The organism is Rhizorhabdus sp. GW822-FHT03C02 (assembly GCF_058801765.1).
This window is the reverse complement of sequence record NZ_JBXANN010000020.1, coordinates 67,469-81,390: the sequence shown is the minus strand read 5'-3', so window position 1 is coordinate 81,390 and position 13,922 is coordinate 67,469. Positions and strand designations below refer to the sequence as shown.

The following is a 13,922-nucleotide window of genomic DNA, read 5'->3' as shown; positions in this document are numbered from 1 at the left end:
CCGTCATGCGAAAACTCATCGTCATCGCCAACGCCATGATCCGCGACGATCTCCGAAAACAACTGAGTTGATGACGGCGAGATGAAACCCCCACCTACCCAACAGTCAGCACGATCTTGCCGACATGCCCGCTGCCCTCCATCCGCCGGTGGGCGTCGGCGGCCTCGGCCAGCGGGAAGGTCGAGTCGATCACCGGCCGCAATTCGCCGGCCTCGACATGCGGCCAGACATTGCGCGCGATCTCGTCGGCGATCAGCGTCTTGAAGGCGACGCTGCGCGGCCGCAGCGTCGATCCGGTCAGGGTCAGCCGCCGCGCCATCATCCGCCCGATCGCCAGCTCGGCCTTCGGTCCACCCAGCGCCGCAATCGAGACATGGCGGCCGTCATCGGCCAGGCAGTCGAGGTTGCGCGACAGATAATCGCCGCCGACCATGTCGAGCACCGCGTTGACCCCCTCGCCGCCGGTGATCCGCCGGACCTCGGCGACGAAATCCTGGGTCCGGTAGTTGATCGCATGGGTCGCGCCGAGCCCCAGCGCGCGCCGGCATTTCTCGTCCGACCCGGCGGTGACGATGATCCGCACCCCGAACAATCCGCACAGCGCGATCGCCATCGTGCCGATGCCGCTGGTGCCGCCATGGACCAGCACCTGCTCGCCTTCCATCACATAGGCGCGCTCAAACAAATTGCTCCACACGGTAAACAATGTCTCGGGCAGCGCCGCCGCCTCGACCAGCGACAGCGCCTCGGGCACCGGCAGGCAGAGCCCCTCGTCGGCGACCGCATATTCGGCATAGCCCCCGCCCGGAATCAGCGCGCAGACCAGCTGGCCGAGCATTTCGGGCATCACCCCGGGGCCGATCGCGACCACCTCGCCGGCGATCTCGAGTCCGGGAATCGAGGGAGCCCCCGGCGGCGGCGGATAGGCTCCTTTGCGCTGCACGACATCGGGCCGGTTGACCCCGGCGGCCGCGACTCGGACCAGGACCTGCGCCGGCCCGGGCACGGGCACGGCCCTGCGAACGGGGGTCAATATCTCGGGACCGCCCTTTTCCGCGGGGTCTATCGCGGTCATCCATTCCGGAATCAGGGCCATATCGCGCTTCGTTCGCCTCAATAAGCTGCCGTTTATTGACATGGCGGCGGCTACGGTCAACGTTGTCGTCATGGAGCCTGACGAACCCCTGGCCAAGAGCAACGCCGATCCGGTGCTGCTGCTCGCGCGTCAGGATCTCGACCCGTTTTCCGTCGACGAGCTCAAGGCCCGCATCGAAGCGCTCGAAACCGAGATCGCGCGGTGCCGCGGCAAGATGGAAAAAGCCGTTAACCATCGCGCAACCGCTGAAGCCTTATTCAGGCGGTGACGCTCCTCTCTCCGGAGTGCGGCAGACGCGCAACGCTCCGGCTGAGTGGTGGGTTCTTGATCAACGGCATGTGGCACCCGACATATGCGTTACCGGCCCGGGGCATCCCGGTCCGGCAGGAGAACTGAAGATATGCCTTCCTTTGCCCGCGAACTCGAACAGACGCTCCACAACGCGCTGTCGGCCGCCAGCAGCCGGCGTCACGAATATGCGACCCTCGAACATCTCCTCCTGGCGCTGATCGCCGACGAGCATGCGTCGAAGGTCATGACCGCCTGCGGTGTCGACCTTTCGGAGCTTCGCACCGCCGTCACCCATTATCTCGACACCGAACTCGACGCGCTCAAGGTCGATGACGAGAGCGATCCCAACCCCACCAGCGGGTTCCAGCGTGTCGTCCAGCGCGCGATCCTGCACGTCCAGTCCTCGGGCCGCGAGGAGGTGACCGGCGCCAATGTGCTGGTCGCGCTGTTCAGCGAGCGCGAGAGCTATGCCGTCTTCTTCCTGCAGCAGCAGGACATGAGCCGCCTCGATGCGGTCAGCTTCATCAGCCACGGGGTCGGCAAGGCCGGCCAAGCCACGGAGCAGCGCGAAGTGAAAGGGGCGGACGAGGAAAAGACCCAGGCGAAATCGGACGGCAAGAAAGGCGAGAGCGCGCTCAAGCAGTTCTGCGTCGATCTCAACCAGAAGGCCAAGGACGGCAAGGTCGATCCGCTGATCGGCCGCGGCCCCGAGGTCGACCGCACGATCCAGATCCTGTGCCGCCGCTCGAAGAACAACCCGCTCTATGTGGGTGATCCCGGCGTCGGCAAGACCGCGATCGCCGAAGGTCTCGCCCGCAAGATCATCGAAGGCGACGTGCCCGAGGTGCTGCTGCCAGCGGTTATCTACTCGCTCGACATGGGCGCGCTGCTCGCCGGCACCCGCTATCGCGGCGACTTCGAGGAGCGGCTCAAGCAGGTCGTCACCGAGCTCGAGAAGCTGCCGCACGCGGTGCTGTTCATCGACGAGATTCACACCGTGATCGGTGCCGGCGCGACCAGCGGCGGTGCGATGGACGCGTCGAACCTTCTCAAGCCGGCGCTGTCGGGCGGCACGATCCGCTGCATCGGATCGACCACCTACAAGGAATTCCGCAACCATTTCGAGAAGGACCGCGCACTGCTGCGGCGCTTCCAGAAGATCGACGTCAACGAGCCGACGGTCGAGGATGCGATCAAGATCCTGACCGGCCTGCGTTCGGCGTTCGAGGACCATCACCACGTCAAATACACGCCTGACGCGATCAAGGCCGCGGTCGAGCTGTCGTCGCGCTACATCAACGACCGCAAGCTCCCCGACAAGGCGATCGACGTGATCGACGAGGTCGGCGCGATGCAGATGCTGGTGGTGCCCGCCAAGCGCAAGAAGGTGATCACGCCCAAGGAAATCGAGGCCGTGATCGCGACGATGGCGCGCATCCCGCCGAAATCGGTGTCGACCGACGACACCAAGGCGCTCGCCAGCCTCGAGACCGACCTCAAGCGGGTGGTGTTCGGGCAGGACAAGGCGATCGAGACGCTGTCGTCGGCGATCAAGCTGTCGCGCGCGGGCCTGCGCGATCCCGACAAGCCGATCGGCAACTATCTGTTCTCGGGTCCGACCGGCGTCGGCAAGACCGAGGTCGCGCGCCAGCTCGCCTCGATCATGGGCATCCCGCTCCAGCGCTTCGACATGTCCGAATATATGGAACGCCATTCGGTCAGCCGGCTGATCGGCGCCCCCCCGGGCTATGTCGGCTATGATCAGGGCGGCCTGCTCACCGATGCGGTCGACCAGCAGCCGCATTGCGTGCTGCTGCTCGACGAGATCGAGAAGGCGCATCCGGACCTGTTCAACATCCTGCTGCAGGTGATGGACAACGGCAAGCTGACCGATCACCACGGCAAGACCGTCGATTTCCGCAACGTGATCCTGATCATGACCACCAATGCCGGCGCGTCCGACATGGCGCGCGAAAGCCTGGGCTTCGGCAACCTCACCCGCGAGGGCGAGGATGAGGAAGCGGTCAAGAAGATGTTCACCCCGGAATTCCGCAACCGGCTCGATGCGATCGTCCCGTTCGGCTATCTGCCGACCGAGGTCATCAACCGCGTCGTCGAGAAGTTCATCCTGCAGCTCGAACTGCAGCTGGCCGATCGCGACGTCCACATCAGCCTCGACGAGGAAGCCAAGAGCTGGCTCACCGCGCGCGGTTACGACAAGCTCTATGGCGCGCGTCCGATGGGCCGCCTGATCCAGGAGAAGGTCAAGCAGCCGCTCGCCGAGGAACTGCTGTTCGGCAAGCTGGTCCATGGCGGCGAGGTCAAGGTGAAGATGAAGGACGGCGCGCTGTCCTTCGAGGTCACCCCCGCCCCGCCCAAGCGTCCGAAGAAGAAGGGCAAGCCCGCGGCCGAAGCCAAGGTCTGAGGCGAACCCACCACATGAAGAAAGGCCCGCCTCGCGAGAGGCGGGCCTTTTTCGTGGGGCGCATCACCGTCGCCTCGATCAATATTTGGTCTTGCACTTGCGCATCAGATGGACGCCGCGCAGGAAACCGCGCCGCGCATAACCGGCGTCGATCGCCGCGTTCAGCCGGCGCTGGGCCGGCGCGGCGCCGGTCACCTCGCGCACGAGCCCACGGAACGGGATCAGCGAATTGACCACCGTCTGGCCGCCGGCCTGGGCGAGCTTGCCCTTGCGGTTTTCCTTCGCCACCGGCCCGGCGGTGAAATCGGGGCCGAGCACGGCGTTGAGCTCGGTGATCGCCTGCGCGATCTGCCCGCAGCTATAGCCCTGGATCCCGTAAGGATCGGCCTGCGCGCCCTCAAGCACCGGCGGAATGCTGGTCTTGACCGCCCCGACATCCTTGGCCGGCTGACTGGCGATCCGCCCCGCATCCTCCGCGGCGCTGCGGATCGCGCTCGGCTTCTCGGGCGCCGCCTCGTTCTGCGCCGAGGCCCCCGCCGCTGCCAGCGACACCCCCATCACGAACGCCAGCCTGAATGAGATCATCCGCTTCTCCTGTCGAATCACGCCGCTTCATCGCATTGCCGCGATATGTTAACCATAAATCCATAAGAGAGGATCAGACAGGCACATTGCGGAGGTTGCCGATTTCGGTGGCCGGCGGAGGGGATTCGCATGCGCTACGAGCTGATCGTCATCGGAAGCGGCCCGGCCGGCCGGCGCGCCGCCATCCAGGCCGCCAAGCTCGGCCATTCGGTGCTCGTCGTCGAGAACCGGGCGCGGGTCGGCGGCGTCTCGGTGCACACCGGAACCATTCCCTCCAAGACGCTGCGCGAGACGGTGCTCAACCTCACCGGCTGGCGCGAGCGCGAATTTTACGGCCGCGCCTATCGGGTGAAGAAGGACATCTGCGGCGGCGATCTGAGCACCCGGCTCGGCAAGACCCTCGATCATGAGATCGACGTGCTCGAACATCAGTTCGCGCGCAACGGCGTGCGCACCACCGAGGGCGTGGCCCGGTTCGAGGGACCGCACGACATCGTCGTCACCGACCCCAATGGCGAGGATCATCGCTTCGAGGCCGACCGGGTGCTGATCGCGGTCGGCACCGCGCCGTTCCGCCCCGATCATATCCCGTTCGACGACATCCATGTCTTCGACAGCGACGCGCTGATCGCGCAGCCGCGGGTGCCACGCAGCCTGACCGTGATCGGCGCCGGGGTGATCGGCATCGAATATGCGACGATTTTCTCGGCGCTCGACGTCCAGGTCACGCTGATCGAACCGCGCGAAACCTTCCTCGACTTCATCGACCGCGAGATCATCGACGATTTCGTCCACCAGTTGCGCGACCGCGGCATGTCGATCCGGCTCGGCTGCACCGTCGAGCGGGTCGAGACCGACGGCCAGGGCTGGCCGGTCTGCATCCTCAGCGACGGCCGGCGGATCCGCTCCGAAATGCTGCTCTACGCCGCGGGGCGGATGGGGGCCACCGCCAAGCTCAATCTCGACGCCTGCGGGCTCACGGTCGACAAGCGCGGCCGGCTCGCGGTCGATCCCGAGACCTTCCAGACCGAGGTCCCGCATATCTACGCCGCCGGCGACGTGATCGGCTTCCCCAGCCTCGCCTCGACCTCGATGGAACAGGGCCGGATCGCCGCGTGCCATGCCTTCGGCGCGCCGATGCCGCCGGCTCCCGCTTATTTCCCCTATGGCATCTATGCCGTCCCCGAGATCTCGACGATCGGCCTGTCCGAGCAGGAGGTCCGCGAGCGCGGCATCGCCTATGAATGCGGGGTCGCCCGCTTCCGCGAGACCTCGCGCGGGCACATCATGGGCCTCGAAGACGGCATGATGAAGATGATCTTCGCGCTCGACGACCGGCGACTGCTCGGGGTCCACATCATCGGCGAGGGCGCGACCGAACTCATCCATATCGGCCAGGCGGTGCTCAACCTCGGCGGCACGCTCGACTATTTCGTCGAGAACACCTTCAACTATCCGACCCTCGCCGAAGGCTACAAGATCGCCGCGCTCGACGCCTGGAACCGCATGCCGCGCTATGCCGGCGACGCGCGCCAGAAGCAGATCGACCTCGAAAAGGCGGTCGCGCACACCCCCGGGCTCGGCGTCAAACAGACCGGATAGGCGGTTTTCCCACCCGTTTTCCGCGCATGTGCGAAATTCGGCATATTTTCCAAATTTCGCGGCGCCGCTTGATTGCCGCGGCGCAGCACCACATGTTCGGCCAATGACAGCAGATCCGATCGAAGCCCGCGCCGTCCGTCTCTCGCTCGGCAAGGGTCACGCCCGGGTCGACATCTTGCGCGGGGTCGACCTCACCGTCGGCCCGGGCGAAAGCGTCGCGTTGCTCGGCCCCTCGGGATCGGGAAAATCCTCGCTGATGGCGATCCTGTCGGGGCTCGAGCGCGCCGACCAGGGCGAGGTGCGGATCGCCGGACTCGACTTCTCGCGGCTCGACGAGGACGCGCTGGCGACCGCCCGGCGCGGCCGGATCGGCATCATCCTCCAGGCCTTCCACCTGCTGCCGACGATGACCGCGCTCGAAAATGTCGCGGTGCCGCTCGAACTGGCCGGCGTCGCCGAAGCCTTCGCGATCGCCGCGAAGGAGCTCGAGGCGGTCGGGCTCGGCCATCGCCTCGACCATTATCCGGCCCAATTGTCGGGCGGCGAGCAGCAGCGGGTCGCGATCGCGCGCGCTATGGCGCCGCGCCCCGCGCTGATCTTCGCCGACGAGCCGACCGGCAATCTCGATGCCACGACCGGCGCCACGATCATGGACCTGCTGTTCGACCGGCAGCGCCAGACCGGGTCGACCCTGCTGGTCATCACCCATGATCCGGTGCTCGCGGCGCGCTGCGGCCGGATCGTCGAGATGCGCGACGGCGCGATCATCGCGGACCGGCGCGCCGCATGAAGCTCGCCTGGACGCTGGCGCTGCGCGAGTTGCGCGGCGGACTTTCGGGGCTGCGCCTGCTCGCCATCTGCCTGATCCTCGGCGTCGCCGGCCTCGCCGGGGTCGCGAGCCTGTCGTCGGCGATCGTGTCCGAGATCGAGGGCCGCGGGCAAGAGATATTGGGCGGCGACATCCAGATGACGGTCGCCCAGCGGTCCGCCACCCCCGGCGAACGCGCCGCCTTCGCGCGGATCGGCACGGTGTCCGAAAGCGTGAAGATGCGGGCGATGGCGTCGCGCAGCGACGGCAGCGCGTCGATCCTCGCCGAACTCAAGGGGGTCGACGATCGCTGGCCGCTCTATGGCAGCTTCCGGCTTGCTCCGGGTGCGCTCGCCCCACGCCCGGCGGGAACCGGCATTGCGATCGCCCCGGCGCTCGCCGAGCGGCTTTCGATCCGCGTCGGCGACCATCTGCGCATGGGCGACAGCCGATATCGGGTGATCGGCCTGATCGCCGACGAGCCCGATCGGGTCGGCGAAGGCTTCGCGCTCGGCCCGGCGGTGCTGATGGATATGGCCGGAGTCCGCGCCAGCGGGCTGGTCCAGCCGGGCAGCCTCTACCAGACCCGCTATCGCATCCGCATCGCCGGTCAGGGGGATGTCAAGCCGATCGCCGACGCGCTCGACAAGCGCTTCCACGATGCCAATTGGGAAGTGAGCGACCGCACCAACGCCGCGCGCGGCCTGCGGCGCTTCATCGAGCAGCTCGGCGAGTTTCTCGGCCTGGTCGGCCTGACCGCGCTGGCCGTCGCCGGAATCGGCGTCGGCAACGGCGTCACCTCCTGGCTCGACCAGCGGCGCGGCGGGATCGCCACCCTCAAGATATTGGGGGCATCGTCGCGGACGATCTTCCTGACCTATCTGATCCAGATCGCGCTGGTCGCCGGCGGGGCGATCCTGATCGGGCTCGCGATCGGCGCGGCGGTGCCCGCGATCGTCGCGGTCGCGGCCGGCGACGCCTTGCCGGTCAAGCCGCAGTTCGCGCTCTTCCCGCTGCCGCTGCTGGTCAGCGCGGCCTATGGCGTGCTCGCGACACTGCTGTTCAGCCTGTCGCCGCTCGCGCGTGCCGGACAGGTCACCCCCGCCGCGATCTTCCGCGCGCGGATCGAACCGTTCGGACTGCCGCCCCGGCGCGTCCTGATCGCGATGCTGCTGTCGGCCACGGGGATCGTCGCGCTCGCGATCGGCACCGCGCGCGCACCCATGCTGAGCGCGGGCTTCCTGGTCGGGGTCGTGCTCATCCTCGCGCTGCTCGCCGGGGTCGGCTGGGTGATCCGGCGGACCGCCGCCGCGCTGCCGCGCCCGCGCCGGCCGCTGCTCCGGCTCGCGATCGCCAATCTCCACCGCCCCGGCGCGCAGACCGACCGGCTGGTGGTGGCGCTGGGCCTGGGGCTGACCCTGTTCGTCGGGCTGGCGGTGATCCAGACCAATCTCGCCAGCCAGATCGAGCAGACCGTCCCGAAGAAGGCGCCCAATTTCTTCGCGCTCGACATACCGAGCGACGGCATCGACCGGTTCCGCCAGATCGTGCGCGAGACCGCGCCCCAAGCGGCGATCACCAGCGTGCCCTCGTTGCGCGGGTCGGTGGTCGCGGTGCGCGGGGTGCGGGTCGCCGACATGAAACCGGTGCCGCAGGGCGCGTGGATCCTCAACGGCGATCGTGGGCTGACCTATGCCGCGACGCTGCCCGAAGGCAACAAGATCACCGACGGCGCCTGGTGGCCCGCCGACTATGCCGGGCCGCCTTTGGTTTCGATCGACAAGCGCGCCGCCGATTCGCTGAACCTCAAGATCGGCGACAGCCTCACCTTCTCGGTGCTCGGGGTCGAGATCGAGGCGAAGCTCGCCGCGGTGCGCGAGATCAACTGGGACAGCATGGGCTTCAATTTCGGGATCGTCTTCGCGCCCGGTGCGCTCGAAGCCGCGCCGCACAGCCATATGGCGACGATCGCGCTGCCCGACGCCGCCGCCGAACCTGCGGTCAATCGCGCGGTCACCGGCGCCTTCCCATCGGTCTCGCTGATCCGGGTCAAGGACGTGGTCGGGCAGATCGCGAGCGTGTTCGAGCAGATGGCGGCGGCGATCCGCGCCGCCGCGTCGGTGACGCTCGCGGCCGGCATCGCCGTGCTGATCGGCGCGATCGCCGCCTCGCGCCGCGCACGCACCTATGATTCGGTGCTGCTCAAGCTGCTCGGCGCGACCCGCGGCCAGGTGCTGGCGGCGCAGGCGATCGAATATGCCCTGCTCGCGCTCGCCATCTCGGCGCTCGCGTTGGCGCTGGGGTCGGCCGCCGGCTGGTATATCGTGACCCGGATGTTCGAGCTGACATGGGCAACCGACTGGACCATCGTGCTCATGACGCTCGCGGCGGGCGCACTGGGCACCCTCGGCATCGGGCTGGCGGGATCGCTGCCGGCGCTCAACGCACGTCCTGCACGGGCGCTCAGGACGCTCTGAAGCGCTCCCGGGCGGCCGCCAGCGCCTCGGGGGTATCGACGTCGATCAATATGCCGGGATCGTCGAGCGGCAGGATACGCAACTGCGCGGCATGGGCGTCGATCAGCGCCCTGCCGCCGCGGTCGCCCGACAGACCGGCGAGCGCCGCGAAGAAGCCGCGCCCCCAGGCAACCGGGTTGCCGCGCCGGCCGTCATGGGCAGGCGCGACGATCACCCCCTCCGCCGCGGCGTCGGCGAGCGCGCGCAGGCTGTCGGCGCGAACGAACGGCATGTCGCCGAGCGCGACGATCACCGCGCCCCAGCCGTCGGGAATGGCGCGGGCCGCCGCCGCCAGCGAATGGCCCATGCCGAGCTGGTGATCGCCGACCTCGACTCGCCGGACACCGCCACCGATCCCGGCGAGGCCGCCGGGTGGGACCGCGACGATCGGCGCGGGCAGACCGGCGGCGGCAATCGCCGCCAGCACATGATCGATCATCGGCCGGCCGCCCAGATCGGCGCCGAGCTTGTCGGCCCCCATGCGGCGCGCCGAACCGGCCGCCAGCACGATCACGCCGACGGTCAAGGCTGGCGGCGCCGCCAGGCCGCGACCGCACCGGCGAGGATCGACAGCGCGATCTCGGGCGGGGTGACCGCACCGATCGCCAACCCCGCCGGCCCCTCGATCCGGGCGAGATCGAACTCACCGAAGCCCAAGGCGGTCAGCCGCTCGATCCGCTTGGCATGGGTCCGCCGCGAGCCGAGCGCGGCGATATAATAGGCATCGCTGCGCAGCGCCGCGATCAATGCCGGATCGTCAATCTTGGGATCGTGCGCGAGGGTCACGACCGCTGTCGCGGCGTCGGGGCGCCAGTCCTCGATCGCCTCGTCGGACCAGCGTGTGTCGACCTCGAAGCCTGTGAAGCGGCTCGATGCGGCGTAGCCCTCGCGCGGGTCGACGATCAGCGGCCGATAGCCGGCGAGCGCCGCCATCGGCGCGAGGCTCTGGGCGATATGGACCGCGCCGACGACCATCATCCGCAGCGGCGGCTGGTAGACATTCTCGAACGCACCGGCCCCCGCCTGTTGCGGGTCGGCCTCCGCGCTCCGCCCCGCGTCGAGATCGGTCGCGACGCGTAGCGAGCGCCCGGCGGCACGCTCGGTCGCGATGCGATCGAGCAGCATGGCTGGGAAATGGCCGTCGTCGATCGACTGGACGAGCACCGAGATTTCGCCGCCGCAGGCCAGCCCGGCCTGCCAGGCGGCTTCGTCGGCGACCCCGAAATCGAGCCGGACCGCCCCGCCCCGGGCGTTGGTCAACCCCTGCGCGGCAACGATCACCTCGCCCTCGACGCAGCCGCCGCTGACCGAGCCCTCGAACAGCCCGTCGTCGCGAATGACCGCATGGCTGCCCTTGCGGCGCGGCGCCGATCCCCAGGTATCGACGACCGTCGCGATCGCGGCACGATGTCCGTCGGCAATCCAGCCGCGCGCGGTCGCGAGCACATGGGTGAGATCGTCGATCATGTCGGTCTTTCGGCGTAAAGGGGTCGCAGCCCGCAGGGCGTCGGGCCAGCTTTATATGATCCACCATAGATCATAATCAGGGCAAGCTGTGCAAGATCGGATCGGGCGCGCCTGGCCTCAACGAAAAAGGGCGGCCCCGAAGAGCCGCCCTTGAATCCGGCGTTTCGCAGGTGCTTAGAAAGCCCCGGCGTAAGCCTCGTTGCCGACGAAGCCCATCTTTTCGACCTGGGCCTTCTTGGTGGTGGCGAGCACTTCGTCGACCACCACATAGCGGGCCTGCGGGTCGGGCTGCAGATGCAGCTCGGGGATCGGGTTCATCGACTGGGTGATGTCGAGATACTGACGCAACCGGGTGATATCGACCGGGGTCCCGTTCCAGAAGATGGTGCCGGCGGGATCGATCGTGACCTTGTTCTTGACCGGATCGACCGGCGGTGGGGTCTGATTCTGCTGATCCTGCGGCAGGTCGAGCTTCACCGCATGCGTCTGGATCGGAATGGTGATGATGAACATGATCAGGAGCACCAGCATGACGTCGATCAACGGCGTCGTGTTGATGTCCATCATCGGCTCGCCTTCGGCGGTACTGGCTGCCATTGCCATGATGATTACTCCTAGAAAGCGAATTCAAATCAGCGGCTAGAATGCGCTGCTGTAAGCCTGGTTACCGACGAAACCCATTTTCGTGACCTGAGCCTTCTTGGTCACGGCCAGCACCTCGTCCACCACCACATAGCGCGCCTGCGGATCAGGCTGGACATGAAGCTCGGGGATCGGGCTCATCTGCTGGGTCATGTCCAGATACTGGCGCAGTCGCAGCAGATCGACGGGGTTACCGTTCCAGAAAATGGTGCCCATCGCGTCGATGGTCACCTTGTTCTTGACCGGATTCACGTCCTTCAGCGGGGCTATCGGATCTTGCGGCGTGTCGATCTTAACCGCGTGGCTCTGGAGCGGAATGGTGATGATGAACATGATCAGGAGCACCAGCATGACGTCGATCAACGGCGTCGTGTTGATATCCATCATCGGTTCCCCGGCGGGGGTCGCTGCTGCCATGGCCATAATCGTCACTCCTCTCCAGAAACGCGATCAGATCAGAAACGTCCGTTGCCTCCCGGGGGCGGCTCGGAAATGAAGCCCACCTTGGTGAAGCCCGCGCGCTGCATCGTGAACATCGCGCCACCGATGCAACGGTAGGGCGTGTTGATGTCACCGCGGATATGGACTTCGGGCAGCTCGAGGCCGGGGGCGTTGGGGCCACCCTGCTTGTCGATCTCTGCGCGCAGCTTGGCGACGCTCCGGTCGATCAGTTCCGACGCGGTCACCGGAGTCTGGTTCCAGAAAACCTCGCAGGCGCCATTGCTGGCGGCGCGGATCGACAGCGAGACGTTCTCGGGCTTGGTGGTGGTCGGTTCGTAACGAACATTCGGCAGCTTGACCGGGATCGTCTGAATCGCAACCGGGACGGTAATCAGGAAGATGATCAGGAGCACCAGCATGACGTCGACGAGCGGCGTCGTGTTGATGTCTGACATCGGGGAATTGTCTTCGGCGGGGCCCGCACTCATGGCCATCGGCTGAAATCCTATTCTACTTCAGTCGGAGGGTCCGGTGGCGGAAACCTCCCAATGGCTGAACCTGTCGGGACGGGCCGCTGGCCCGTCCCGATCGATTCAGAGGGTCACTTCTTGACGGCGGGCGCCGTGGCAGGCTTGGCGACCGAAACCGGCTTCACCGCGCCGGCCGACACCATGTAGCCATGGAGGTCGGTCGAGAAGGCGCTGATCTGCTCGGCGATCACCTTGTTGCGACGGATCAGCCAGTTGTAGCCGAGCACCGCGGGAACCGCGACGACCAGACCGATGGCGGTCATGATGAGCGCTTCACCGACCGGGCCGGCGACGGCGTCGATCGAGGCCTGACCGGCCGCACCGATCTTCACGAGCGCGCGGTAGATACCGATAACCGTGCCGAGCAGACCGACGAACGGCGAGGTCGAACCGACGGTGGCGAGCACCGCGAGGCCGTTGCCGAGCTTCGAGTTCACATAGGCCTGGCTGCGGGCCAGCGAGCCGAGCAGCCACTCATGCTGATCGACGGGATCGGTCAGCAGGGTGTGCTGGTCCTGCGCGAGCAGGCCGTCGTCGACGATCTGGCGATAGGCCGAGTTCTTCTCGAGCTTCGCCTGGCCGTCGCGCAGGCTCGGCGAGGACCAGAAGGTGGCGCGGGCGCGCTTGCCCTGGTTCAGGATCTTCTGCTGCTCGATGAGCTTGGTGAAGATGATGTACCAGGAAGCGGCCGACATGATGACGAGAATGGCAAAAATCGTCTGGGCGACGATGCCGCCCTGCTGAAGTGCGGCCATCAGGCCATACGGATTGTCGCCTGCCGGAGGGGTAGCCATAAACCGATTATTCCTTCTCTTGATCTTTACAGTTTGTCTTCAGCGAAGACGAACGGCCAGGCCGCGTCCTCTATAGCGTGGAGCTTATTCCTTCGGCACCTGCCAACGAACGCGGTTCGAATAGCTGGCGGCCAATCCGTTGCCGGCCGGGTCCTTGGCAGGAGCGAAACGCGCACGGCGCATCAGCATCTGGCAGGCCTTGGCATCCAGCGACGGGAACCCGCTCGACTGGGTGATGGTGCAGTTGCTCACCTTGCCGGTCGGATCGACGTCCAGACGGAAGCCGGTCGTGCCCTGATTCTCGGCGCGGAGATCGGCCGAGGGATAATCCTCCGGCGTGACCCAAAGCTTCGAATCGCCACGCGCCTTGAGCGGGGTTGCGATCTGCGGCGGCGGCGGAGCCGGCGGCGCGGTCGGAGTGATGACGACAGGCGGCGCGACCGGAACCGACACGATCGGCGGGGCCATCGTCGGTGCTACCTGCACGATCGGAGGCGGCGCCACGACGGGCGGCGGCTCGATCTTCTGCTCAGGCGGAGGGGGAGGCGGCTTGTCCTCGGGAGGAGGAGGCGCTTCCTGGATATCCACCGTGGTAAGGTCTTTGGAGACCTTCTTGATGACATTGAACGCGAGCCCAGTGATGAAGGCGTAGCCAATGGTCGCGTGCAGGAGGACCACCAGCCCGATCGACACCACCTTGCGCGTGCTCATCGTTTGATCAGCAT

General features: G+C 66.9%; 14 protein-coding genes. 5 read left to right on the top strand and 9 right to left on the bottom strand.

The features are described from left to right. Positions 1–94: 94 nt before the first annotated feature. Positions 95–1,096: an NAD(P)H-quinone oxidoreductase gene (locus tag AC1RM6_RS29160; protein WP_493107943.1), complete on the bottom strand. Its 1,002-nt coding sequence runs from the start codon at positions 1,094–1,096 to the stop codon at positions 95–97. Positions 1,097–1,166: 70 nt separating this feature from the next. Here AC1RM6_RS29160 and AC1RM6_RS29155 point away from each other — a divergent pair, with 70 nt between their 5' ends. Both AC1RM6_RS29155 and clpA read left to right on the top strand, forming a co-directional pair. Then, the gene (locus AC1RM6_RS29155; RefSeq protein WP_493107948.1) at positions 1,167–1,364 is read left to right on the top strand and encodes a DUF1192 domain-containing protein; all 198 of its coding nucleotides are present in this window, start codon (positions 1,167–1,169) and stop codon (positions 1,362–1,364) included. A 132-nt stretch (positions 1,365–1,496) separates the two neighbouring features. After that, positions 1,497–3,812, top strand: a complete 2,316-nt coding sequence (gene clpA, locus AC1RM6_RS29150) for an ATP-dependent Clp protease ATP-binding subunit ClpA (RefSeq protein WP_493107941.1) — start codon at positions 1,497–1,499, stop codon at positions 3,810–3,812. Between the two features lie 78 nt (positions 3,813–3,890). On the opposite strand, the gene AC1RM6_RS29145 is transcribed toward clpA, so the two are convergent. Beyond that, entirely contained in the window at positions 3,891–4,397 is a 507-nt protein-coding gene (locus tag AC1RM6_RS29145; protein ID WP_493107939.1) for a hypothetical protein, read from the bottom strand. A 129-nt stretch (positions 4,398–4,526) separates the two neighbouring features. Between AC1RM6_RS29145 and sthA the strand changes: the two genes are divergently transcribed. The 3 genes from sthA (at position 4,527) to AC1RM6_RS29130 (ending at position 9,284) form a co-directional block, all read left to right on the top strand. After that, positions 4,527–5,999: a Si-specific NAD(P)(+) transhydrogenase gene (sthA, locus tag AC1RM6_RS29140; protein ID WP_493107937.1), complete on the top strand. Its 1,473-nt coding sequence runs from the start codon at positions 4,527–4,529 to the stop codon at positions 5,997–5,999. A gap of 103 nt (positions 6,000–6,102) precedes the next feature. Then, positions 6,103–6,789, top strand: a complete 687-nt coding sequence (locus AC1RM6_RS29135; RefSeq protein WP_493107935.1) for an ABC transporter ATP-binding protein — start codon at positions 6,103–6,105, stop codon at positions 6,787–6,789. Next, positions 6,786–9,284, top strand: coding sequence for an ABC transporter permease (locus AC1RM6_RS29130; protein ID WP_493107933.1), 2,499 nt, complete (start codon positions 6,786–6,788; stop codon positions 9,282–9,284). The genes AC1RM6_RS29135 and AC1RM6_RS29130 overlap by 4 nt, the downstream gene beginning before the upstream one ends. On the opposite strand, the gene AC1RM6_RS29125 is transcribed toward AC1RM6_RS29130, so the two are convergent. From AC1RM6_RS29125 to AC1RM6_RS29095, 7 genes are all read right to left on the bottom strand, one after another. Next, positions 9,271–9,849 carry a nucleotidyltransferase family protein gene (locus tag AC1RM6_RS29125; protein WP_493107931.1) on the bottom strand — a complete coding sequence of 193 codons (579 nt, stop codon included), beginning with the start codon at positions 9,847–9,849 and terminating at the stop codon, positions 9,271–9,273. The two genes, AC1RM6_RS29130 and AC1RM6_RS29125, sit on opposite strands and share 14 nt — an antisense overlap. Then, a complete protein-coding gene (locus AC1RM6_RS29120; RefSeq protein ID WP_493107929.1) occupies positions 9,846–10,790 on the bottom strand; it encodes an XdhC family protein in 945 nt (314 codons plus the stop codon). Before AC1RM6_RS29120 ends, AC1RM6_RS29125 begins: the two co-directional genes overlap by 4 nt. Positions 10,791–10,964: 174 nt before the next feature. Continuing rightward, positions 10,965–11,393 carry an ExbD/TolR family protein gene (locus AC1RM6_RS29115; protein ID WP_493107927.1) on the bottom strand — a complete coding sequence of 143 codons (429 nt, stop codon included), beginning with the start codon at positions 11,391–11,393 and terminating at the stop codon, positions 10,965–10,967. 36 nt (positions 11,394–11,429) lie between these two features. Next, positions 11,430–11,855, bottom strand: a complete 426-nt coding sequence (locus AC1RM6_RS29110) for an ExbD/TolR family protein (protein WP_493107925.1) — start codon at positions 11,853–11,855, stop codon at positions 11,430–11,432. 32 nt (positions 11,856–11,887) lie between these two features. Further along, on the bottom strand, positions 11,888–12,367 hold the full coding sequence (locus tag AC1RM6_RS29105) for an ExbD/TolR family protein (protein WP_493107923.1): 480 nt from the start codon (positions 12,365–12,367) through the stop codon (positions 11,888–11,890). Positions 12,368–12,474: 107 nt separating this feature from the next. Then, entirely contained in the window at positions 12,475–13,197 is a 723-nt protein-coding gene (locus tag AC1RM6_RS29100; protein WP_493107921.1) for a MotA/TolQ/ExbB proton channel family protein, read from the bottom strand. An 84-nt stretch (positions 13,198–13,281) separates the two neighbouring features. Next, the gene (locus AC1RM6_RS29095; protein ID WP_493107919.1) at positions 13,282–13,908 is read right to left on the bottom strand and encodes an energy transducer TonB; all 627 of its coding nucleotides are present in this window, start codon (positions 13,906–13,908) and stop codon (positions 13,282–13,284) included. Between the last annotated feature and the right edge of the window lie 14 nt (positions 13,909–13,922).